This window comes from Microbulbifer okhotskensis, assembly GCF_023895975.1.
GTDB classification, from domain to species: domain Bacteria; phylum Pseudomonadota; class Gammaproteobacteria; order Pseudomonadales; family Cellvibrionaceae; genus Microbulbifer; species Microbulbifer okhotskensis.
The window spans coordinates 36,861-60,806 of sequence record NZ_JALBWM010000017.1 but is presented as its reverse complement, the minus strand read 5'-3'; the positions used below and the strand labels follow the sequence as shown (position 1 = coordinate 60,806).

The window sequence follows — 23,946 nt, the reverse complement described above, 5'->3', positions numbered from 1 at the left end:
GGTCATCTCTTTTTTGCTAATAGTAAAGAAATGACACAGAATTCTGAACACTACCAATTGCTGGAGTCCTAAGGCCTATAGTATTTATTACTGCCGCTCCCGGAAATTAATTTTTCCAGTGGTAGGGCTTTAAATATTTTTTCCTATATCTTGCGTTCCGCCGATTATTACGACGATCTTTCCTATTTGCACTAGCTCGGCTGTTCTCTCCTACAACAGCTTTTGAATATTCTTAACAAACATTTACTACAGTTATCCCCTGTTTACACAGTAGCCATTTACCATGTGTTTACTGATTGTAAACAAGAGTGTTGATCGATGAAAAACTGGAAAATGGTAGTAGGTAGTTTTGCATTGGCAGGTGTCATGGTTGTACCGGCCGTGAGTATGGCATGCGATAATGCCCGTGCACACGGTCGAGCTCAAGGTCCAGAAAAAATTGCCAAGGAATTACAGCTGACCGAAGCGCAAAGAGCGGAGCTGAAGGAATATCGAGGGGCTCGTCGAGAAAGTAAGCTGGCCCAACGTGAGCAAATGCATAAATTGCGTGGCGAAATTCGTGAAGCGATCCAGTCGGGTGCCGATCAGGCGACACTGGCAAACTTGGGAGCAGAGTTGGGTAAGCTAGAGGTCGCGAAAATGCAGCGGCGCAACCAGATGCTTGAACGGTTCGAGTCAGTTTTAACGGAAGAACAGCTGGCTAAACTGGAAAGTTTGAAGGCAGAAAAGAAAAAGCGCCATATGAAAAAGGGTAAGGCGTTTCACGACCACGGCTAATTGTAGCTTCTTTCAGGAGTAACGGACAGATTGAAAATACTATGGTGTTGCCCTGAGTGTTAGAGGGCAACACAGCCGAACGAGTTCTTTAGCCCTCGACTGAAGCTTCTTCAGTTGCACCAACGCCTATGTGTTGGTCAAGGAAGTTCAAAAGCTCAGTGTAGAGTTTCATTTCATTTTCTTCCAAATAGAAACCGTGGCCCTCTCTTTCCACAAATAAAGTTTTGATGGGTTTATTCATTTTTGCAAATTCTTTAACAAGGGCTTCAGCATGCTCGATGGGAGCCCGTTCATCTTGCTCGCCATGAATCAGGAAAATTGGAAGATTGAGTTTGTCTGCACTGTATACGGGAGAGTTGCGTTTGAGGAAATCTTTATCTTTACTTAATTCTCTGTTGAGATAGCTGATTCCGCGTTCCCTCTTTTTGATATCCCCTTCTGAGTACATCATTTCTAAATCGTACACACCTACATAACCGGCTGCACATTTGTATAAATTTGGATAACGAATAGGGTTCATAAGCGCTGAGTAGCCTCCAAAACTAGCTCCATAGATACAGATACGGTTTGGGTCAGCATATCCTTTCTCTATGGCCCAATTAACTGCCTCTGAGATGTCTTTTTGAATTTTTCCACCCCACTCGCGAATTCCCGCAGTATAGAAGCCATCACCGTAACCGGTAGAGCCGCGGAAATTTACCTGAAGAACCAAGTATCCATTTTGTGACAGGATCTGTGCATTCTGGTTGTATCCCTAATAATCGCGGGAATGAGGCCCTCCGTGGGGTAAGACAACCATCGGATTCTTTTTCTTGGAGTTCTTCGGGAAGGTTAAGTATACCCCTACCTGAAATTTATCCTCGGTAGTGAAAGAATCGGCTAGCATTGGGTTTAGTTGTTCAGGTTCCAGCCAGTTCGCCGATGAAATTAAGAAATCAACAGATTTGGATTTGAGATTTACTAGATAGTAGTCGCCTGGTAAGCGATCGCCATGTACTTTCAACACACCTAGAGAACCGTCGCTCGTAAAGCTGGTAAAACCGATCCGGTAATCTTGAAATGCTCTTTTCAGTCCTCGAAAAAATGCAGAAAAACCTTCACCTTCATCGAAAAAGTGCTCCACAGGGTACTCTGGATGCAAATAGACACCGAGAGGTTTGTAAGAATTTGGTGGGTAGATAATGCCGTGGAGGTCTGTTCTGGCATGTTGAAATATTATTGAGTAATCTTCACTGCCATGTTTAACCTTGATTAGGGCTTTTGTTTGTGACTCAGGGCTTATGGCTAGATAAGCCTCTTTTGAGTTAGGATCAAAACCTAAAGGTGTTGCAGAAGCCATGATTGAGGAGTCAATTTTTTGCCAGTTTTGGGATGATCTGGAAAATAATTGATAGTTATTGTCTTTGTCTGTACCGTCCGCATAGATTAGATTGCCTGCTCCGTCAGTATAAGCGCGCCCGTCAATTTGTGGGAGCCGTGCAAAATGTTTATTGGTTCCTTTATAGATGTTGAGCCTCAGTACTTCACCGATGGATTCCTGATTTCTCGCCCAGGGGCGAGTGGATATTAGGATTTCATTTTTGTTATTTAGTAGTGGGTCAATAATTGTCGCATGCGCATAGGTTGCCTTCGCCTTCTTAAAGCGAGTTCCAACTTGGCGCTCGCCGGCTAGATACCCAAAAATATTTTTTGCCTTTGTGCCATCAGAGTTAATGGCATACAGAGATCCATATACAACGGGGGCTTCTAGTGCTGCCTTTCGTGACATTACTTCCGCTACGACTCTCTCGTCGTTTGCCCAATAGAAATCCCCAACCTCTTCCGAACCCCTGAATCGTAGTAGCCCAGTAACTTTGAGTGGTTTAATGGACATAAATATAAGTACGCGCTCACCTTCATGTAGCTTCCTAATAGCTAAGTGAGTTCCGGTCGGGGAAATTTTGACCTCTTCGACTTCTGTGTGGCGAACCAAGTCCTCTAGAGTTACTTGAGCGGAAAGTACCAGACTAGGCCAAAGTGAAAATACAAATAGAATTACTCGCATAATTTCATCCCTATAGTTAGTGGGAGTCATTATGTGTTAGATGGGGGGGGGCAACAAGTTGATGGAATTGCGGGCTCGTTGAGCCCGCGGAGGTTTGTATATGTAATGGTAGTTAACTTAATTCCTCACTAGATCCTCGCTCTCTCGATCAGGCTTGTACTGATCAAACCAGTATAGAATCGATGCCACTTTCGCCACCATTTGGCTGGGTCTGGCAGTTATGCTGTGGGATGCACCGGGGATACGCACCATTGAGGCGTCTACATTATTCAGCTTGAGTGCTTGATAGAACTGCTCTGTTTCAGACATTGGTGTGCGGTAATCCTCGACCCCTGTTAACAGCATTGTGGGGGTGGTTACGTTTCCAACATAAGTGAGCGGCGAACGGCGACGATACTCTTCAGGTTTTTCCCAGGGCATTCCCGAGAACCAGTATGTGGTAAAGAACCTGGAGTAATCAGCGGTTAAAACGAAACTCTCCCAGTTGATTACTGGCTTAGCGACAACGGCAGCTCTGAAGCGGTCAGTTTTACCGATAATCCATGCGGTAAGAGTGCCGCCGCCACTGCCGCCGGTTACAAATAATTGATCCTCATCAATATAGCCTTGAGCAATGACAGCATCGACTCCAGCCATTAGGTCATCGTAATCCTGACTTGGGTAGTTATGATGAATCAGATTGGCAAACTCGTGGCCATAACTGGTGGAGCCACGGGGATTGGTATAGAGAACCACATAGCCTGCAGCGGCAAATAGCTGGACTTCAGCGGCAAACCTGGGACCATAATTAGAGAAGGGGCCTCCGTGAATCTCCAGTAAAAGGGGGTATTTTTTCTCTGGGTCAAAATTCGGCGGGTAGGCAACCCAGCCCTGGATATTGCGGCCGTCAAAGCTGGATTTGTAGTTGATCTCTTCTACATGCGCCATATGGCGCAGCGGTATCAAATCCTCATTGAGGTTGGTTAATGCCTGGACCTTGCCATTGCGGGCCAGTGACAGTTCGGCCGGGTGCTGTGTATTGGTTCGTGTGTAAGCAATTTCCCCGCGTTTGGATACCGCAAAACTGGCTCCGGCATAAGGGCGCCCCAGAGACAGGCCTCCCGCATCGCTGGCCATTAGGGTTTCGCCTGCACCAATTTTCTTAATAGCGATTTTAGTGGAGCCGTGATCATCATAGCTATAAGCGATACGCTTGCTGTCACCAAGCCAGTGAAAGCTTGAAATACTGCGATCCTTAGCAGTTTTCACTTTGCGAGATTGGCCGCTATTGAGATCCAGGATACGCAAGGAATGCTGCTGATACCCGAGTTTTTGGTCTTCAAAGCCCAGATAGGCTAGCTGCTTGCCGTCGGGGGACATTTGCGGGTGATGGTCTGGGCCATAGCGTTCAGTGATTTGCTCGATAGTGCCATCTTTCAGGCTCACCTTGTAAATTTCTGAGTTCATCAACTCGATCTCGTGATCGGGGTGACGGTTGGCAGAAAAATAAACGGCGTCGTTACCTTTGCTCCAAGCGAGGCTGCTGTGATGATCGAATTCACCATCGGTGAGCTGGCGAGGGGTGCCGCCCTCGCGGGGGATAACAAAAACCTGTACATGTCCCTGTTTTAAATAGCCCATCCCATCTGAGCGATAGATACTGCTATCGATAAATTGGGGTGGCTCAGCCCACTCAGCACCTTCCGGAGTGCTGGGGAGTTGTACTGGCAGGGGTTTGCTTTCCGGTACAAACATGGTGAAGGCGATCTGCTTGCCATCTCCGGACCACTGGATATTTGATGGTGATTTGGGCAAATGGGTGATTTGCAGATTTTGGCCATTGTCCAGCCAGAGCAAGTGGATCTGTGGACTACCGCTGCGGGTACTAATGAAGGCAAGTGTTTTGCCATCTGGCGATAATCGTGGGGAATAATTTGAGTCATCTCCAGAGGTCAGTGGGCGGTGATCTTTTCCATCGCTACCGATACGCCAGAGATTTGCACGTTTGCCGTCCGCCATTTTGTTCATGGAATTGCGGACGTAGTAAATCCTCTTTCCGTCATCGCTGAACTGTGGGCTGCTGGCATACTCCAGATTGAATACGTCTTCGTAGCTGAAATTGGGTATTTGATCGCTGGCTAGCGCCGGGCTGGTGACAAGCATCGCTGTAACGAGTTTTATTAGGTGGTTCATGGCCTGCGAGTTCCTCCATTGTCGTTGTTAGAGAGAGCATACCGCAGGCGAGTTTTGGGGAGCGTCTAATAAGCTGACCTGTACTTTTGGCGGGATGGAGCGTGTAGCTAGTAGCCGCTGAATTATTGGCGAGGGTGCAAGGTTTTTAGGTAAGTAGTTCCCCTAGTACTTCTCGATAAATATCTTTAAGCAGATCCAGATGATCGGCTTTGACCCTCTCATCCACTTTGTGGATGGTGGCATTTACGGGTCCCAGTTCTACGACTTGCGCTCCAGTCGGTGCGATAAAACGGCCATCGGAAGTACCCCCGGCGGTCGAAAGCTCCGTTTTTTCCCCGGTGATTCTAAGAATCGCCTGCTGGGTTGCCTGAACCAGGGGCCCCTCGGCGGTGAGAAAGGGCAATCCGGATAATTTAAAATTCGCTTGGTACCTGAGGTTGTGTTTGTCCAGAATTGCACGGGCTCTGGTCTCCAGATCTCCGGCTGTTAATTCGGTTGAAAAGCGCCAGTTGCACAATACCTCAACCTCACCTGGGATAACATTGGTTGCGCCTGTGCCTCCATTGATATTGGAAACCTGGAAGCTGGTCGCGGGGAAGGACTGGTTTCCCTGATCCCACTCTTCGGCGGCGAGCGCCGAAAGCGCTGGGGCGAGTGTGTGTATTGGGTTTTCTGCTAGGTGTGGGTAGGCCACATGGCCCTGAATGCCGAGAATTTTTAGCTCTAAACCCAGGGAACCCCTGCGCCCGTTTTTGATGACATCGCCGACGCGATCACTGCTGGAAGGTTCACCGACAATACAGCAGTCGATTTTCTCACCCTGCTCCTCAAGCCATTCAACCACTTTGACAGTGCCGTTGGTTGCCGGCCCCTCTTCGTCGCTGGTGATCAGAAATGCTATGCGCCCGCTGTGGTTGGGATTTGCTGCAATAAATTCCTCGCAAGCTACCACCATGGCTGCCAGTGATCCCTTCATGTCCGCAGCGCCGCGTCCATACAGGAATCCGTCGCGAATCTCTGGTGTGAACGGTGGGTAGCTCCAGTTTTCTTCGGGGCCAGTGGGAACGACATCGGTGTGGCCAGCAAAGGCTAACAGGGGGCCTTGGCTGGCCCCATTGCGCACAGCCCAGAAATTATCGGTGTCTCCCCGGCGCAGCTTTGTCATTTGGAACCCTATTTTTTCCAGGCGTTGGGTCATCAGGTCCATGCAGCCTGCATCTTCAGGAGTGATAGATCGGCGGCGAATCAAGTCAAAGGCAAGTTGGAGTGTGGGAGTCACGGGGGCTTTCCTTGTATTGGGTGGGTGAGTCGTGCGGGGAAGTGTTTGCTGAGGTAAGGGGTAGCCATGCGGGGCTTGCGCCCCGCAGAACTAGACATCAATTGCTGTGAAGAGCTTCGTTGAGTTCGATAGCACTCTTATTGGTCAAGCACTCAACAGCGCCATTGGTGGAGTTGCGGCGGAATAGTAGGTCGGATTTACCGGCCAGCTCCCGTGCCTTGATGTGCTCTACCAGTTTGCCACTGTCATCCAGTAGCGCCACCTTGGTACCGGCAGTGATATAAAGTCCCGCTTCTACGGTGCAGCGATCGCCGAGGGGGATACCGACACCGGCATTGGCACCGAGTAGGCAGTTGTCGCCGACGGAGATCACAATATTGCCGCCACCGGAGAGGGTGCCCATGGTGGAGCTGCTGCCGCCGAGGTCGGAACCAGCGCCGACAAAAACGCCTGCAGAAATACGCCCTTCAATCATGCCGGGCCCTTGGGCGCCCGCATTAAAGTTGACGAAGCCCTCGTGCATGATAGTGGTGCCTTCACCGAGGTAGGCGCCCAGGCGCACACGTGCAGTGTGGGCAATACGAACCCCGGTAGGCACTACGTAGTTGGTCATTTTGGGGAATTTGTCGACGCAGGAGACGTCCAGGTGTTCGCCTTTAAGGCGTGCTTCAAGCTGGCGTTGAGGGAGCTCTTCGAGGTCGATGGCTCCCTGGTTGGTCCAAGCAACATTGACCAGTTTACCAAAGATGCCATCCAGCTTGGTTTCGTGGGGTTTGACCAGGCGGTGGGAAAGGAGGTGCAGTTTCAGGTAGGCCTCGGGTACTGTCTGCGGCGCATCATCTGTACCCAGGATAACCACGGCGAGAGGTCTCTGTGTGTTGGAGAGCTGCTGCAAGATTTCTGCTTGGTCTGCCGCTCCCGCTCCGTGAAGGGCATCGGCCAATTTGTGCAGTTGCGTGGAGTCCAGTGGCAGGCTGTGATTGCCCTCGGTAACACCCAGAGTCTCTGTAACTGCATTCGCGACTTCAGTGCTTGGCTGGAATAGGGGTTTGGGATAGTAGACTTCCAGCCAATCACCTTTGCTGTTACAGGTGCCAATACCAAAACCGATGCTATAGATATTGCTCATAGTGGTTATCTCCTAATTCGACGGGCTTTTTAATTGTTCAAAGGCAGCTTCTTTAAAGCCGAGCAGGGTGTTGGTAGCGGTTGTTGTGACCGGGCGCTTAATCAATGTTGGCGTTGTGTTGGCAAGTTCAAGAGCAAGGTCATTGTCCATTTCACTTTTTTGCGTATCGCTCAATGCGCGCCAGCTGGTTGAGCGGCGGTTAAGCACTTCTTGCCAGCCAAACGTCTCCAGCCAGGTTTGTAGGGGGACATCTGACATGCCATCTGCGCGAAAGTCGTGGAAGCGATAGTCGACCCCATTGTTCTCCAGCCATTTGCGGGCTTTTTTTACGGTGTCGCAATTTTTAATGCCGTACAGAGTAATCACGGTTATGCCTTTTTGGTTTTTTTGGGGTTTTTACGATTGGGATAGCAGGTGGTGCAGATCTCACAGACAGTGCCATCACAACCTCGTGCCGAGCAAAACTCGCGGCCATAGAAAATAATCTGCAGGTGTAATTTATTCCACTTGTCCCTTGGGAAAAGCCGTTTCAGGTCTTTTTCAGTTTGAGTAACATTTTTACCGCTGCTCAGGCCCCAGCGCTGAGCCAGCCGGTGTATGTGTGTGTCTACGGGAAATGCCGGGTGCCCAAAAGCTTGAGACATTACCACGCTGGCGGTTTTGTGTCCGACGCCGGGCAAAGTTTCCAGGGCGGCCATATTTTCTGGCACTTGGCCGTGGTACTCGTTGATCAGGATTTGTGAAAGTTGGCTGATCGCTTTTGATTTTTGCGGAGAGAGGCCGCAGGGGCGAATAACCTGTTGAATTTTGTCTACCGGGACCTGTGCCATATCCTGGGGGTTGTCCGCCAGTTGCCAGAGGGCCGGGGTGATCTGATTGACCCTCTCATCGGTGCACTGGGCCGAAAGGAGAACTGCAACCAGTAGGGTGTAGGTGTCTTTGTGGTCCAGAGGAATGGGGGTTACTGAGTAGAGTTCTTCCAGGCGCTCCAAGATATAACTTACGCGCTCTTGTTTAAGTAGATTCTTTACTGCCATTTTTAAGGGTTGCCTGGGATGGGATTTCAATCGGTTCCCGAGTCGTGAGTGAGGTTTATCTGCAAAAAGCGCTGATACGTCGTGCGGCATCAAGGCATTCTTGCAGTGTTGCTACCAGTGCTATTCGCACATATGCGCGTCCGGGGTTTAAGCCTGTGTTATCACGGGCGAGAAATGCGCCTGGAAGTACGGTGATATTTTGCTCTTGAAACAACGCTTTGGCAAAACGCTCACCATCATCAACTCTGGGCCACAAATAGAAACTCGCCTGCGGTTGCTGGACTTCAAGGCAGCCGTTGAGAATCTCAAGAACAGAGGAAAACTTCTCCCGATAGAGCGCGCGGTTTTTCTGAACATGGTTTTCGTCTTGCCAGGCTGCGATAGAGGCGTACTGAGTTGGCAGCGGCATTGCACAGCCGTGATAGGTTCTATAGAGCAAAAATCTCTGCAGCAGCTCGCTATCCCCAGCAACAAAACCGGAGCGCAGGCCGGGTAGGTTCGAGCGCTTTGAGAGGCTGTGGAATACGACGCAGCGGCGATAGTCCGTTCGGCCAATTTCCTCGCAGGCTTGCAAGAGGCCCAGCGGGGGCGATGTTTCATCGAAGTACAGTTCTGAGTAACACTCGTCAGAGGCGATGTTGAAATTATAGCGATCCGCCAATTTAATCAGTTGTTTGAGGTCGTCTGTGTGCAAGAGGGCGCCTGTGGGGTTGCCCGGCGAACAGATATATAGGAGTTCACACTGCTGCCATACCGAACTCGGGACTGAGGCGAAGTCTGGTTTAAAGTCGTTGGCTGCGACGCAATTGATGAAGTGCGGCTGCGCCCCGGCGAGCAGTGCCGCGCCTTCATAAATCTGGTAGAAAGGATTTGGCATCAGGACCTTACTGCCCGGTGATACCGTCGCTTGGGCGAAGGCAAACAGCGCCTCGCGAGTCCCATTCACCGGCAGTACCTGGGTGTCGGCATCGACTTGAGTAAGTTGAAAGCGCTGGCATAGCCAGCTCGCAATAGTTTGGCGCAGGGGCTCTATGCCTTTTGTGAGCGGGTAGGCGGTGAGTTTGTCCAGGTGCTGGGTGATTTCTGAGCTTACGAACTCGGGTGGCGCGTGTTTGGGTTCACCAATGGATAGCGCAATATGGGGTTTATCTACCGTCTGCAGTCCCTCTTTGAGAGTTTGCAGCTTGGTAAAAGGATAGGGTTGCAGCTGTTCCAGATTTGGATTCATGGTGATAACCGGGCCTTTGTTCGTGGTCTTAGGTTTGTTCGTCCTGGTTGTTCAGCTCCAGGCAGATGGCTTTTTCAAGCGTGCGATTGACCTCGCTGTTGTCAAGGGGAGCCCCTTCGGCATCGGTGATATGGAAGGTATCCTCGACCCGTTCGCCGAGTGTGGAAATTTTTGCATTGTGCAGGCATAGATTGTGGGTAATAAAGATCCGCGCGATACGCGCCAGTAATCCGGGTCTGTCAGCACTGGTGATTTCAAGGGTGCTGTAGTGGTCGCCGGGTTCGGTGGAGAGGTGGGCTCGGCTCTTGAGTTCAAACATTTTCAAGCGCCGTGGGGTGCGCCGTTGAATGACTTTTGAGTAGTCCTCAACCAGGGCTAACTCCTGTCGCAGGGTATCGCGGATTTGGGCTAGGCGCTGGGGCTCATCCAATAGGGGTTGGCCCGCTTCGTCGAGAACGTAAAAGGTATCCAGCGTGTATCCCGAAGCGGAGTTGTACAAGCGCGCGTCGTGCACGCTGAGGTTGAGCATATCCAGGCCGGTGACCGCTGCGGCAAAGACATTGGCTCGGTCCGGGGTATAGACAAATACCTGAGTTGCACCATCGTGTTCGCCGGGGCCTGAATTCCGCGTTAAAACCAGAGTGTCATTTTGCGCGGTATCGATGTTGCTATGCAGCTCGTGGATTGCAGAAGTGTGCCAGGTGATATTGTCGGCAGTTTCACGGACAAAATAGTCTTCCCCCATTTGTGCCCAGATATTCTTCACGGAGGTACCGGGAAGGCCCATAGTTTTCAGTTTATCCAGTGCCAGGCTGCGGGTTTCCTCGATAATTTCTTCGCGATCGATAGGGTTTTCGAGGCCGCGGCGCAGGGCGTGCTGCGTAGCTTGGTAGAGTTGGCGCATCAGGCTTGCGCGCCAGCTATTCCACAGTTCCGGATTGGTAGCGTTGATATCGGCCACCGTGAGTGCGTAGAGGTAATCCAGATGCTCGCGATCGCCCATCTCGCGAGCGAATGCGTGTACGACTTCTGGGTCGCTGATGTCCTGTTTTTGCGAGACCTGGCTCATAAGGAGGTGCTTTTCCACCAGCCAGCAGACCAAGCGGCGATCACGGGCGGGCAACTGATGGCGCTGACAGAACTCAGCAGCATCCACGATCCCCAGCTTTGAGTGATCCCCGCCGCGCCCCTTGGCTATATCGTGGTAAAGGCCGGCAATATACAGAAGCTCAGGTTGGCGCAGGCGTTCGAGTATGTCTGCCGCGATCGGAAATTTTTCCCGCGCCTCGGGGCTGCGGAAGCTGCGCATATTGCGCACCACTTGCAAGGTGTGAGCATCCACCGTGTAGATATGGAACAGGTCGTGTTGCATCTGTCCAGTGACCTTTCCAAACTCTGGTAGGTAGCGTCCGAGAATGCGATAGCGGGTCATTCGAGATAATTGGGTGGACAGGCCGCGCGGAGAGCGGAGCAGCTGTATAAATAGCTGGGTGTTCTTTTCATCGGTACGAAACTGGTCGTCGATCAAATGTCGGTGTTCGCGAATCAGACGAATTGTGGAGGCTCGCACTCCGGTGATTTCAGGGTGGTTGGCCATCAACACAAAAATCTCCAGCAGTGCCGAGGGCTGTTCGTTGAAGACCTGTGCTTGGGTGACCTCAATGGTGCCATCGCGCAGCTGGAACCGCTCATTCAGAGGTGTGACAACCTGGTTTCCGTCGCGCTGTAGAATGGCCTCGCCCAGATACTGCAGAAGTACATCATTGAGTTCCTGCAAGGCCATAACGGTGCGGTAGTAGTTGTGCATAAACTGCTCGACAGCAAGCTGGGTGTCACTGTCGACATAGCCGAATTGCTTGGCCAGCTCTCTCTGATAGTCGAACAGTAATCGCTCTTCCGCGCGACCAGCTAGGAGGTGTAGGCCGTAGCGTACTCGCCACAGGAAGGTCTCGCCAGATTGAAGTATGGCGAACTCTTCCTCCGTAAAAAATGCTTTGCCCTGGAGTTGTTTCAAAGTTCGGACTTGAAAGAAGTACTTGGCCACCCAGGCAATGGTCTGGATATCGCGCAGACCGCCGGGAGAATTCTTAATGTTGGGCTCGAGAATATATTCCGCAGCTTGCTGGTTGCTGTGCCGTTCTTTTTGTTCTGCCAGTTTGGCCTTGAAAAAATCTGTGGTGGGCCACAGTTTTTTACTGTCCATAAGCGCAGTTAGTTGCTCGCTCACTGTGCTGTCGCCAACGATAGTGCGGGACTCGGTGAGATTAGTGGCGACCGTGATATCTTTGGCTGCCAGGTCCAGGCAGTCCTCGATACTGCGTACCGAGTGGCCGATGTCCAGCCCCAGGTCCCACAAAAATGCTACCAGTCGTTCAATATTGTCGATAGTGTCTACAGCTGCTCGGCCGCTGGTGAGAATCAGTAGGTCGATATCCGAGTGGGGGTGTAGCTCGCTGCGCCCGTATCCTCCTACTGCCATGAGACCAATACCCTTACGCCATTCAAACTGGTGCCAGGCATAGTGCAATAGACAGTCCACAAACAGGGCGCGCTCATGCACAAGAGTGACAACATCTTCGCCCTCGCGGAAGCGTTCAGCCATCTGGTGCTCAGCTGCGCCGACTGCATCTTTGAAAATCTCAAGTGTCGGTTTAATGCCGGAGTTTAAGTCCCTGCGGAACCGGGATTGATCGAAGAAAAATAAGGGGCGTTCAAAATAGGGGATGCTGAGCGGCTGCATGGGGAGTCCGTTTGGCTGTGCCCCCCAGCATAAGGTATGCAGGGGTTTTTGTTCTGATCACACTGGAGTAAGTTGAATCGAGCGCTGCCTGCGACCTGTTCCGCCCATTGCAGCGCCCCTCTTCCGGTTAGAAGTTTTCTTCACTACGCGCGGTGAGCACTTCCACGCCATCACTGGTCACGGCCATCGTGTGTTCCCACTGAGCGGAGAGGCGACGATCCTTGGTTACCGCCGTCCAGTCATCACCCAGTACTCGGGTGGCCGCTTTACCTGCGTTGATCATCGGCTCGATAGTAAAGGTCATTCCCTCCTCCAGAGCCGCCCCTGTGCCCGGCTGACCGTAGTGAAGGATCTGGGGGTCTTCATGGAATACATCGCCGATACCGTGGCCGCAAAAGTCGCGAACCACTGAGTAATAGTTTTTCTCGGCGTGCTGCTGAATCACATGGCCGATATCGCCGAGTGTAGTCCCGGGGCGTACAATCTCTATGGCTTTGTACATGCACTCCTGGGTGATCTTCACCAGGCGTTCTGCGTGTGCGGCCGGTTTGCCCACAAAGTACATTTTGCTGGTATCGCCATACCAGCCATCTTTGATAACGGTGACATCGATATTGATGATGTCACCCTTTTTGAGAATCTTGTTGTCAGAAGGGATGCCGTGGCAGACCACTTCGTTGACGGAAGTACAGATCGATTTGGGAAAGCCTCGGTAACCGAGGCAGGCCGGAATCGCTTTTTGTACATTGACGATATGGTCATGGCAGCGTCGATCCAGTTCTTCGGTGGTGACCCCCGGAACGACATACTCGCCGATCATCTCCAGCACTTCTGCGGCGAGGCGCCCTGCGATGCGCATTTTGGCAATTTGTTCTGGGGTCTTAATGGCTGAGGTCATGCGTATCCTTTGTTTCTAAATTAAAGGCGGGTCACGCCTACTCGGCGTGCCATTGTAGCGGATTGCGGGCGCCAGGACACACTTTGCCGGTATGGGCAAGTGGGTGAATTAGGTATTTCAGCAGTAGTGTCTCGGCGCCGCTGTTTGCGCGAAATTAGCGCCGATCCTTCACTCTGGGGCGTCGTTGTGGTATAAAGCGCGCCGCCTGGGGATGCTCCCTGGGCGAGTAAATGCCGCACACGTATCGGCACATGGGTCTGGGTGCTCTGCAAAGAGTTGACGCATGGGATATGTGGAGGACTAACCCGTACTATATAGAGGTTTATTATGCCGCAAGTAAGTATGCGCGATATGCTGCAAGCTGGAGTTCACTTTGGTCACCAGACTCGCTACTGGAACCCGAAGATGGGTCAATTCATCTTTGGTGCCCGCAACAAGATCCACATCATCAACTTGGAGCACACTGTACCGGCTTTCAATGAAGCCCTGCAGATAATCAAGGGGATGACTGCTCAGAAAAAGAAGATTATGTTTGTCGGCACCAAGCGCGCCGCTCAAAAATCTATCAAAGAGCAGGCGGAGCGTTGTGGTCAGCCCTACGTCAGCAACCGCTGGTTAGGTGGCATGCTCACCAACTACAAAACTATCCGCGCGTCCATCAAGCGTTTTCGTGAGCTGGAAGGTCAGTCCCAAGACGGTACTTTCGAAAAGCTGACCAAAAAAGAAGCTCTGATGCGCACTCGCTCCATGGAGAAGCTCGAGCGCTCCATCGGTGGTATTAAAAATATGGGTGGCCTGCCTGACGCGATCTTCGTGATCGACGTTGAGCACGAGCGCATCGCCATCCAGGAAGCGAACAAGCTGGGTATCCCCGTAATCGGAATTGTTGACACCAATAGTGATCCGGTTGGTGTTGACTACGTAATCCCGGGTAACGATGATGCTATCCGCGCGATTAAGCTGTACACCACTGCTGTAGCCGACGCAGTACTTGCCGGCGCCGCAGAAGCGGGTAACGCAGTGGCAAAAGACGAGTACGTCGAAGCTAACGATGACGAAGCCGCTGCAGAGTAAGTTGCAGGGCGAAGTGGTGTAACCGAGTAGCGTTACATTACGAACTAAAAAAGGGGCCCGAATTACGGCCCCTTTTTTCTAATTTATAGTGACCGAACCCCGAGGATTGAATCATGGCGATTACTGCGTCTATGGTAAAAGAACTGCGCGAACGCACTGCCCTGCCGATGATGGAGTGTAAGAAAGCTCTGACTGAGGCAGATGGCGATATCGAAAAAGCGATTGAAGATTTGCGCAAAGCCTCTGGCCTGAAGGCTGCCAAGAAAGCGGGCCGCACCGCTGCTGATGGTGTTGTTGCCGCTAAAGTGGCGGAAGATGGCAGTTACGGCGTTCTAATTGAAGTGAACTCCGAGACCGACTTCGTTGCTCGTGATGAAAATTTCCAGGCATTTGTTGGTAAAGTTGTAGAAAAGGCTTTCGCTGATCGCCAGCAGGACGTTGCAGCCCTGATGGAGGGTGAGCTGGAAACTGCTCGCGAAGCTCTGGTGCAGAAAATTGGCGAAAATATCGGCGTACGTCGTATTGAATTGGTTGAAGCACCGGTTGTGGGTGCTTACGTTCACTCCAACAACCGTATTGCTGCTCTTGTAGCCTTGAGCGGTGGTGACGTTGAGCTGGCTAAAGATGTAGCCATGCATGTTACTGCCGTTAACCCTCAGGTAAACAAGCCTGAAGATATGGCTGCTGATGTCCTGGAAAAAGAAAAGGATATCATCAAAGCTCAACCGGATATGGAAGGCAAGCCAGCCGAGATCGTTGAGAAAATGATGGGTGGTCGTATCAAGAAGTTCCTGAAAGAGAACAGTTTGGTAGAGCAGCCGTTTGTTAAAAACCCGGATGTTAGCATTGGTAAACTGGTTAAAGATGCCGGTGCCGATGTGGTTTCCTTTACTCGCTACGAAGTGGGTGAAGGTATTGAGAAGGAAGAGGTGGATTTCGCAGCAGAAGTTGCCGCGCAGGTTAAGTCCTCTTCCTGATCGCATATTGTAAGGTGCCTGCAGGCACCAATTCGCAGTGGGGTGCTTCTACTGGGGTTTCGACCTTCGGTGGGGTGCCCCTCTGTGTAAATGGCTGAAATTGTTGTAATGTTCAGCGGCAAGCCTGGCGACTAGACAGGTACATTGAAGGGGACCAACGAATGCCCGGTATTAAAGACCGCAAGTACAAGAGAATTCTGTTAAAGCTCAGTGGCGAGGAGCTGGTGGGTGATCAGGGTTTTGGTATCAGCCCCAAAGTGCTGGACAAGATGGCCCTGGAGATTGGTCAGTTGGTGGGTATCGGGGTCCAGGTAGGCCTGGTGGTCGGAGGTGGTAACCTGTTCCGCGGTGCCGCTTTGAGTGCCGCTGGTCTCGACCGGGTCACTGGTGACCATATGGGAATGTTGGCCACGGTAATGAACGCTCTTGCCTTGCGCGACGCGTTGGAGAGATCCGATATTTCCTCAAGGGTCATGTCCTCTATCCAAATGAGCGGTATCGTCGACCACTATGACCGTCGTGCCGCTGTTCGCCATCTGGAACGTGGAGAAGTACTAATTTTTGCCGCAGGCACTGGCAACCCGTTTTTTACAACGGATTCAGCGGCTTGTTTGCGCGGTATCGAAATAGAGGCCGAGCTGGTTTTGAAGGCAACCAAGGTCGATGGAGTCTACTCCGCTGACCCCGTACTTGACCCTACAGCAACCCGCTATGATCAGCTGACCTATGACGAGGTCCTGGATAAAAAGCTTGGTGTAATGGATTTAACCGCTATTTGCCTATGCCGCGAGCACAATATGCCTGTCAGGGTATTTCGTATGGATAAAACCGGGGCACTGCTGAATATTGTGGTTGGCGGTGAGGAAGGCACTTTAATCGAAGAGGAATTGAGATCGTGATTGAAGATATAAAAACAGATGCGAAAGCCCGTATGGGAAAAGCGCTTGATGCTCTGGCTGGAAATTTCAACAAGATCCGTACTGGCCGTGCACATCCGAGTATCCTCGACGGTGTTCAGGTTTCTTATTATGGTTCAGACACTCCGCTGTCCCAGATTGCCAATGTTGTTGTAGACGATGCTCGAACGCTCTCCGTAACCCCGTGGGAGAAGAATCTGGTCCCGGATATTGAAAAGGCTATTATGAAGTCTGATCTGGGCTTAAATCCCAGTACCGCTGGAACGGTTATCCGTATCCCTATGCCTATGCTGACTGAGGAAACCCGTAAAAACTTTATTCGCCAGGCAAGAAGCGAGGCGGAGACTGCACGTGTTTCTATCCGTAATGTTCGTCGCGATGTACTTGCGGATGTGAAATCCCTGGTCAAGGACAAGGCAATTTCTGAAGATGACGAGCGCCGCGCAAGTGACGATATTCAGAAAATTACCGACCGGTTTGTCGCTGATGTGGATAAAGCGCTGGCAGGGAAAGAAAAAGATTTAATGGAAATTTAATGAGCATCGGTGGTACCGAGCTACATGCTCCCGGCGGCCCGTGCCATATTGCCATTATTATGGATGGCAATGGACGCTGGGCTGCTCGAAGGGGACTCTCCCCTTCAGCCGGCCATAAGGCCGGCGTTGAGCGCATCCGCGACTTGCTCTCGGCCTGTAAGGCCCGCGGTGTTTCAGCGCTTACTCTCTTTGCTTTTTCCAGTGAAAATTGGCAGCGCCCGCCCAAAGAGGTCGAGTTGCTGATGAGCCTGTTTAATTCCTATTTGCGCAAAGAGGCCCGACGTATGCGGGAGGAGGGGGTGCGCCTCAGGATTATTGGCCGGCGGGATCGTTTTTCGTCCCGTTTACAGAGAGCGATTACTGATGCAGAAGAGCTTACCCGGGGGGGGGCTCAGGGTGATCTGGTGATTGCTGCTGACTATGGTGGGCGCTGGGATATTACTCAAGCAGCTCGTAAGTTGGCCGAAGAGGTTGCTGGGGGGCTGCGCTCCCCGGATTCTATTACTGAAGACGCACTCAGTGGATATATGCAGCTTGAAGATCTGCCCCCGGTAGATCTCTTGATCCGCTCCAGCGGCGAGCAGCGTATCAGTAATTTTATTTTGTGGCAGGCGGCCTATAGCGAGTTCTATTTTACCGATACGCTCTGGCCCGACTTTGATGAGGCTGCCCTGGATGAGGCAATTGCAGCGTTTGGGCAACGCGATCGCCGATTTGGCGGGCGGGCAGACGGGGATGATACGATCGCTCAGGCTTGATCGATTTTGTTGCCAGAGCCTGCTTGTAAAAAAGTTCGTTAGGAATCTTTGCCGGCGTACTCTTGATCTGTGTAGTTTAACCAGACAGGGTGGCCGAGCTACTTAAAAGGGGTTTGGGGTGCTAAAACAAAGAATAATTACTGCGCTGGTATTGCTGGCACTGTTTATTGGAGTCTTGTTTTTGCTTCCAATGCAGTGGTTCTCGTTGGTGTTTGTCGCGGTTGTGCTGCTGGGGGGGTGGGAATGGGCCAATCTTTCTAATCTCAATCGAGCTCTTCGGTTTGTTTTTCTGGCTGCGCTCGGGCTCACTTTGATGGCCACGGCCCAGTATGTGTTCGCGATGAATTTTTCTGAGCCGGATATCGATAGCGGTCGTCAAATTCTCGCTGTAGCTTGTGGTTGGTGGGCGCTCGCTTTTCTGTGGGTGCAAAGCTACCCTTCGAGCGCCGCGCTTTGGGGGAACCGCTGGGTTCGCGGCTTGATAGGCCTGGTGGTACTGGTTCCAACCTGGTTGTCCCTTGTGATACTGCGAGGCCTGGATCACGGCGCCTGGCTGGTGCTCTATGTGGTAGCGATTGTGGCGGCGGCAGATGTGGGTGCCTATTTTGTCGGGCGCAAGTTCGGCAAGCGCAAGCTGGCTCGCGAAGTCAGCCCCGGCAAGTCGTGGGAGGGCTTTTTTGGCGGATTGGCAGCTTGCTTAATCCTGGCTTTGGTCACTTCTTTCCTGTTTGAACTCCCGGTAAAAAATACCGTCCTTTTCACCTTCGGTGTCTTGGTGACCGCGCTGGCTTCCGTTATCGGTGATCTGGTAGAGAGTATGTTCAAGCGGCACCGGGGGATTAAAGACAGTAGCCATATGCTGCCGGGACACGGCGGTATTCTCGATCGAATTGATAGTCTTTCTGCAGCCCTCCCCGTATTCACGATGGCCGCGCTGGCCAGTGAATTGCCAAAATATCTATAGAGAGCGCCCCTACTGCCAATGCTCTATGTTTCAGCAACGAGTGCCCGCTCAAGTCGGGCACTCAATAGCTTGGTGGCGCCAGTAATGCTCCCAGAGGTACGATAAGAGCCTATGCAAGTAATATCTCCACAGCACATTACCGTCCTCGGCTCTACCGGTTCGATTGGGAGAAGTACGCTCGATGTATTAGCGCGTCATCCAGAAAAATATTCTATTTTTGCCTTAACAGCTCGGGAACGAATTGCTGAGCTGGCGCAGCAATGTAGACGTTTCAACCCGCAGTTTGCCGTAGTTACCAGTGACGAGCGTGCCGAAGAGTTGCGGGCCCTTTTGCTGGGTGAATCGGATACTCAGGTGCTGAGCGGGGTGGACGGCTTGTGTCAGGTCGCCGCTGATACGCGAGTGGAAATTGTGATGGCAGCGATTGTCGGGGCAGCGGGCTTGCGCCCGACACTTGCGGCAGTTAATGCGGGTAAGAAAGTATTACTTGCCAATAAAGAGGCTTTGGTAATGGCGGGGCCTGTCTTTCAGCAGGCGCTGAGTCTGAGTGGCGCGCAGCTTTTACCAATTGACAGTGAGCACAATGCAATTTTCCAGTGTCTGCCATATCCTTGTGAGAATTTGGAGGCGGCGGGTGTAGAAAAGATACTGCTGACAGGTTCCGGCGGGCCATTTCGCACGCGAGCAGTTGCTGAATTGCACGCAGTCACCCCGGATGAGGCCTGTGCTCATCCAAATTGGTCGATGGGACGGAAGATCTCTGTGGACTCCGCCACAATGATGAACAAGGGGCTTGAGTTTATCGAGGCGTGTTATTTGTTTAAAGCGCGCCCGGAACAGATAGAAGTCGTGGTGCACCCGCAAAGTATTGTGCACTCAATGGTACAGTACCGTGATGGCTCTCTATTGGCACAGATGGGGAATCCGGATATGCGTACGCCAATCGCCCATGCCCTGGCGTTTCCCTTGAGGGTGGATTCGGGTGTGCCGGCGCTGGACCTGATCACACAGGGTCGCTTGGATTTTGAGGCCCCAGACTTCAGTCGCTTTCCCTGCCTCCGTTTGGCGCGAGAGGCTGTTGATGAGGGAAAAAGTTCTCCAACAGTCTTAAATGCAGCGAATGAAATTGCCGTTGAGGCGTTCCTTCAGGGGCGATTAGCATTTACTAATATTGCTGCTGTTATAGAAAAAGTAATGAATAGGGCACCCGTTGTTGAACTGTCGGGGCTGGAGACAGTCGAAGCCATTGATCTCAATGCGCGAGAACTGGCTAGGCAGGCACTTGGAGCCCTATAGACATATCGCCCGGCTTATAATGGCCGCTAAATTGCGTATGACAAGAAGTTGTAGCTGAGTATGGATCTAATTCAGACGGTAATCTGGGCCCTGGTGGCTCTTGGTGTACTGGTATCTTTCCATGAGTTTGGGCATTTCCTTGTGGCACGTCTGTGCGGTGTCAAGGTGTTGCGCTTTTCTGTGGGTTTCGGTCGCCGCCTTATCTCCCGTTACGATCGTCATGGTACCGAATTTACTATTTCCGCGATTCCCCTCGGTGGCTATGTAAAAATGCTGGATGAGCGCGAGGGACCGGTAGCGTCGAATGAATTGGATCAGGCGTTTAATCGCAAGAGTGTGTGGGCGAGAATGGCTATCGCTGCCGCTGGTCCTGCGGCCAACTTTCTTTTGGCGATTGTATTTTTCTGGGCGGTATTTCTCGGTGGCACTGCGGGCCCTGTGCCCGTGGTTGAATCGGTAAAACAGGGCAGTATTGCGGCATCCGCCGGTCTGGAGCCGGGACAGGAGATCGTTGCAGTTGACGGCGAGGCCACACCGACCTGGCAAGCTCTTAACTGGCGTCTTGCCAACCGCCTAGGTGACAGCGGTACCATAGAATTCTCTGTACGCTACCCGAATTCTAACCTCGAGTACCATATGGTGGCGGATATTGACCGTTGGCTTGCGGGTAAAGAAGTACCTGACCCTCTGGGTGAGATAGGCCTGCAGTTGTGGACCCCCCCTGCGAGTATGAACCTCTATCGTGTTGTTGAAGGTAGTGCAGCTGCTTCAGCAGGTCTCCAGTCTGGAGACAAGATCATCGCTACTGATAACCAAGAATTCTCCTCCTGGCAGAGCTGGACAGACTATGTGCGTGCCCGCGCGGGTGTGTCTATGGCGGTTGCCGTAGAGCGCAGTGGCGAAACGCTTGTACTGCCTGTAACCCCCGCAGAAGTAAAACTTGAAAACGGCAAGCGAGTGGGGCAGATCGGCGTACAGCCCGTATCTGAATCCTGGCCAGAGGAACGTATACGTGTTTATCACTACGGCTTGGCAGGTGCATTCGTCAAAGGATTGCAGGAGACTTGGGATAAAACTGCTTTCACTGTCAACAGCCTGAAGAAGCTATTATTTGGTCAACTTTCAACCAAAAACTTGAGCGGCCCAATTACCATTGCTAAAGTGGCGGGTACTTCCGCAGAGGCGGGATGGCAGTCCTTCCTGTCGCTATTGGCACTGCTCAGTATTAGTCTCGGTGTACTCAATCTGTTGCCCATTCCGGTACTCGACGGTGGCCACCTCCTTTACTACGGTATTGAGGCGATCAAAGGATCTCCGGTGTCGGAGCGGGTGCAGGTGGTTGGCTTACAGGTGGGTATGGCCCTGGTGCTCTGTATTATGGGGTTGGCCCTGTACAACGATATTTTGCGTTTATAGCTTGTTGAATCGTATTGTTCCTACTGCACGGAGTGCGAGAGGAAAACTGTGCTGGGAAGCGGGACAATATCTTTGCCCGGTCTCCTGTGTTGCGAATAAAAAAGAGTCGGATTAGTAGATGAAACATTTTCTGAAAGCGGCCTCTCTCGGCCTGATGCTGCCTCTCAGTGCTTTAGCACAGTCGTTTGTGGTGGATGATATTCGCGTGGAAGGACTACAGCGAGTCTCAGCCGGTACCGTATTTTCCGCTCTCCCTGTGCGTGTCGGGGATGAAGTAGAGACACTTGAAATTCAAGGTGCCACACGAGCGCTATTTCGCACCGGTTATTTTGAGGATATCCAAATTGGCCAGGAAAACGGTGTCCTGGTTATCACTGTGCGTGAGCGGCCCGCAATCTCCAAGATTGAGATCACCGGCAACAAAGCCATTGCTACCGAAGACCTACTCAAGGGCATGCATGACAATGGCCTTTCTGAAGGGCAGATTTTTAAGCGTGTAACGCTAGAGGGGTTGGCGCAGGAGCTGCAGCGCCAGTATGTCGCTCAGGGTCGCTACGATGCGAGCGTAAAAACAGAAGTTAAAGAGTTACCGCGCAACCAGGTCGAGCTCCGGGTGATTGTGGATGAGGGCTCGGTTGCGGCGATTAAACACATCAATATTGTCGGCAATAAGGCATTTACTGACGAAGAACTCGCAGAGATATTCGAGCTGCAGACCTCGGGCTGGCTGTCTTGGCTACGCAGTGATGACAAGTACTCTCGCGAGAAGCTGACCGGTGACTTGGAACGCCTCGAATCCTATTATCTGGACCGTGGCTATCTGGACTTTCAAATTGATTCCACCCAGGTTTCCCTGAGCCCAAATAAAGAGAGTGTATTTATTACCGTCAACGTGATTGAGGGTGATGTCTACACGATTAGTGAAGTGGACTTGGCAGGTGATCCTGTTGTTCCAGAGGAGGAGGTTAAGCGCCTGTTACTGGTTCGTGAAGGTCAAACCTTCTCCCAGGTACGCATGACGACGACCTCTGACTATATTACCAAACGCTTGGGGAACGAGGGTTATACCTTTGCCGAAGTCAACGGGATCCCTGAACCCAATAAAGAAGAAAAGACAGTAAAAATTACCTTCTTTATCGACCCGGGCAAGCGGGCCTATGTGCGTCGAATCAATTTCCGCGGCAATACTCGCACCACGGATGAAGTACTGCGCCGCGAAATGCGCCAGATGGAGTCCTCCTCCGCCTCATCGGCACGTATAGAGCAGTCCAAAGTACGCCTTGAGCGTCTCGGTTACTTCAAAGAGGTTGAGGTGGAAACTACCGAGGTGCCCGGTACCTCTGATCAGATCGATATTGAATATACCGTCGAGGAGCAACCTTCAGGCTCTATTGGTGGTACGGTCGGTTGGGCTCAAAGTAGTGGCTTGGTACTGGGTGCCAATATCCAGGAAAACAACTGGTTGGGGACAGGGAAATCTGTCGGTATTGGCTTGAATGCTTCTACTTACCAGACCTCGCTGAATTTTTCTTATCTCGATCCCTACTTTACGCCAGATGGGGTGAGCCGTGGGTTTAATGTTTTCTATACGGAAAATGATTACTCCAAAGTAAATCTGTCTGATTACAACACTACGACTTACGGTGGTGGTGTAAATTTTGGCTATCCGATGTCAGAAATCTCCCGCGTGGGATTGAATGTTAACTTTAGCCATCTGGAACTTTCCGCCTCAAGTAGCTCTGTGCAGGAAATCCAGTCCAGTCCTAACCTCTTTGATGACACCTCTCTGGAAGGTATTACTGCAGCGGAGGCGGCCGATATATATGATGCTTTAACTGAGGGGGAGGCTGAAGATCTAGCGATGATAATAGATACAAGCCAGTTTAACACTTCGGCTGATGGCTTTATTGATCGCTATGGAGATGCCTTTAATAATTTGAGCCTAACGGCGTCTTATGCGCGTTCGACTCTGAATCGCGGTATCCTGGCAACTCGTGGAGCATCGCAGAATTTTTCTGCGGAGTTTACGGTTCCGGGCAGCGATCTAGAATATTACAAATTTGTCTATACTGGCCAATATTTCCGTCCACTGACCAAGAGTTTAACTCTGCGTTTGCGTACTCGGCTGGGTTATGGGGATGGCTATGGAGAGCTTGATGAATTGCCTTTCTTCAAGAATTTTTATGCGGGTGGTTTTGGTTCTGTACGCGGCTTTGAGCGCAACACGTTAGGCCCTAGATCTACTCCAGCAGAATCCTACACCCGCTTACCATGTGCAACTGACGGAGAAGAATATACACAATATTGTTACGAAGTGGACAGTGATGGAAATCTCATTATAGAAGGTTATAACGACGCCGATCCTTTCGGAGGCAATATTCTGATTGAAGGTAGTGCTGAGGTAATCTTCCCGCTCCCGTTTATCAAGGATCAGCGCTCGCTGCAAACCGCTTTCTTTGTTGATGCAGGCAATGTTTTTGATACCAGTTGTGATGACACTCAGCTCAACTGTTACGATGTAGACTTTGGTAATATGAATGTCTCTGCAGGGATTGGCTTGACCTGGATTACCGGTTTTGGGCCCCTGACATTCAGCCTGGCAAAGGCGCTTAAGAAAAATGAAGATGACGATGTGGAAGTATTCCAGTTCACGCTGGGTAACAGCTTCTAACTTCGTCCTGTAAAATGGATTTAGCGTTTTACG

At 51.4% G+C, this 23,946-nt stretch carries 19 protein-coding genes and 1 pseudogene; 10 read left to right on the top strand and 10 right to left on the bottom strand.

Going from position 1 to position 23,946, the window contains the following annotated elements; all coding sequences use genetic code 11:
• The first annotated feature begins 318 nt into the window (after positions 1–318).
• Positions 319–777, top strand: a complete 459-nt coding sequence (locus tag MO867_RS06330) for a Spy/CpxP family protein refolding chaperone (RefSeq protein WP_252465407.1) — start codon at positions 319–321, stop codon at positions 775–777.
• Positions 778–865: 88 nt separating this feature from the next.
• On the opposite strand, the pseudogene MO867_RS06325 reads toward MO867_RS06330, so the two are convergent.
• The 10 genes and pseudogenes from MO867_RS06325 to map form a co-directional block, all read right to left on the bottom strand.
• Positions 866–1,513, bottom strand: a pseudogene (locus MO867_RS06325) (S9 family peptidase); the annotation flags it as partial.
• 18 nt (positions 1,514–1,531) lie between these two features.
• Positions 1,532–2,821 carry an alpha/beta hydrolase family protein gene (locus MO867_RS06320; RefSeq protein ID WP_252465405.1) on the bottom strand — a complete coding sequence of 430 codons (1,290 nt, stop codon included), beginning with the start codon at positions 2,819–2,821 and terminating at the stop codon, positions 1,532–1,534.
• A 117-nt stretch (positions 2,822–2,938) separates the two neighbouring features.
• Positions 2,939–4,993 carry a S9 family peptidase gene (locus MO867_RS06315; protein WP_252465404.1) on the bottom strand — a complete coding sequence of 685 codons (2,055 nt, stop codon included), beginning with the start codon at positions 4,991–4,993 and terminating at the stop codon, positions 2,939–2,941.
• A 145-nt stretch (positions 4,994–5,138) separates the two neighbouring features.
• Positions 5,139–6,272: a succinyl-diaminopimelate desuccinylase gene (gene dapE, locus MO867_RS06310; RefSeq protein ID WP_252465403.1), complete on the bottom strand. Its 1,134-nt coding sequence runs from the start codon at positions 6,270–6,272 to the stop codon at positions 5,139–5,141.
• 97 nt (positions 6,273–6,369) lie between these two features.
• On the bottom strand, positions 6,370–7,401 hold the full coding sequence (dapD, locus tag MO867_RS06305; protein ID WP_252465402.1) for a 2,3,4,5-tetrahydropyridine-2,6-dicarboxylate N-succinyltransferase: 1,032 nt from the start codon (positions 7,399–7,401) through the stop codon (positions 6,370–6,372).
• Positions 7,402–7,413: 12 nt separating this feature from the next.
• Positions 7,414–7,767 carry an ArsC family reductase gene (locus MO867_RS06300; protein WP_252465401.1) on the bottom strand — a complete coding sequence of 118 codons (354 nt, stop codon included), beginning with the start codon at positions 7,765–7,767 and terminating at the stop codon, positions 7,414–7,416.
• Between the two features lie 2 nt (positions 7,768–7,769).
• Positions 7,770–8,438, bottom strand: coding sequence for an endonuclease III (nth, locus tag MO867_RS06295; RefSeq protein ID WP_252465400.1), 669 nt, complete (start codon positions 8,436–8,438; stop codon positions 7,770–7,772).
• Positions 8,439–8,493: 55 nt separating this feature from the next.
• The gene (gene dapC / locus MO867_RS06290; protein WP_252465399.1) at positions 8,494–9,666 is read right to left on the bottom strand and encodes a succinyldiaminopimelate transaminase; all 1,173 of its coding nucleotides are present in this window, start codon (positions 9,664–9,666) and stop codon (positions 8,494–8,496) included.
• Between the two features lie 28 nt (positions 9,667–9,694).
• Entirely contained in the window at positions 9,695–12,406 is a 2,712-nt protein-coding gene (locus tag MO867_RS06285) for a [protein-PII] uridylyltransferase (RefSeq protein WP_252465398.1), read from the bottom strand.
• Between the two features lie 127 nt (positions 12,407–12,533).
• Complete coding sequence (gene map / locus MO867_RS06280) at positions 12,534–13,304, bottom strand: type I methionyl aminopeptidase (RefSeq protein ID WP_252465397.1); 771 nt, start codon at positions 13,302–13,304, stop codon at positions 12,534–12,536.
• 327 nt (positions 13,305–13,631) lie between these two features.
• On the opposite strand from map, the gene rpsB reads away from it, so the two are divergent.
• From rpsB to bamA, 9 genes are all read left to right on the top strand, one after another.
• On the top strand, positions 13,632–14,378 hold the full coding sequence (rpsB, locus tag MO867_RS06275; RefSeq protein ID WP_252465396.1) for a 30S ribosomal protein S2: 747 nt from the start codon (positions 13,632–13,634) through the stop codon (positions 14,376–14,378).
• Between the two features lie 113 nt (positions 14,379–14,491).
• A complete protein-coding gene (gene tsf, locus MO867_RS06270) occupies positions 14,492–15,355 on the top strand; it encodes a translation elongation factor Ts (RefSeq protein ID WP_252465395.1) in 864 nt (287 codons plus the stop codon).
• 161 nt (positions 15,356–15,516) lie between these two features.
• Entirely contained in the window at positions 15,517–16,254 is a 738-nt protein-coding gene (gene pyrH / locus MO867_RS06265; protein ID WP_252465394.1) for a UMP kinase, read from the top strand.
• A complete protein-coding gene (frr, locus tag MO867_RS06260) occupies positions 16,251–16,808 on the top strand; it encodes a ribosome recycling factor (protein WP_252465393.1) in 558 nt (185 codons plus the stop codon). The genes pyrH and frr overlap by 4 nt, the downstream gene beginning before the upstream one ends.
• The gene (uppS, locus tag MO867_RS06255; RefSeq protein ID WP_252465392.1) at positions 16,808–17,566 is read left to right on the top strand and encodes a polyprenyl diphosphate synthase; all 759 of its coding nucleotides are present in this window, start codon (positions 16,808–16,810) and stop codon (positions 17,564–17,566) included. The genes frr and uppS overlap by 1 nt, the downstream gene beginning before the upstream one ends.
• Positions 17,567–17,684: 118 nt before the next feature.
• Positions 17,685–18,530 carry a phosphatidate cytidylyltransferase gene (locus tag MO867_RS06250; protein WP_252465391.1) on the top strand — a complete coding sequence of 282 codons (846 nt, stop codon included), beginning with the start codon at positions 17,685–17,687 and terminating at the stop codon, positions 18,528–18,530.
• A 111-nt stretch (positions 18,531–18,641) separates the two neighbouring features.
• The gene (ispC, locus tag MO867_RS06245) at positions 18,642–19,826 is read left to right on the top strand and encodes a 1-deoxy-D-xylulose-5-phosphate reductoisomerase (protein ID WP_252465390.1); all 1,185 of its coding nucleotides are present in this window, start codon (positions 18,642–18,644) and stop codon (positions 19,824–19,826) included.
• Between the two features lie 60 nt (positions 19,827–19,886).
• Positions 19,887–21,242 carry an RIP metalloprotease RseP gene (gene rseP / locus MO867_RS06240; RefSeq protein ID WP_252465389.1) on the top strand — a complete coding sequence of 452 codons (1,356 nt, stop codon included), beginning with the start codon at positions 19,887–19,889 and terminating at the stop codon, positions 21,240–21,242.
• A gap of 118 nt (positions 21,243–21,360) precedes the next feature.
• A complete protein-coding gene (bamA, locus tag MO867_RS06235) occupies positions 21,361–23,913 on the top strand; it encodes an outer membrane protein assembly factor BamA (protein WP_252465388.1) in 2,553 nt (850 codons plus the stop codon).
• Positions 23,914–23,946 lie beyond the last annotated feature (33 nt).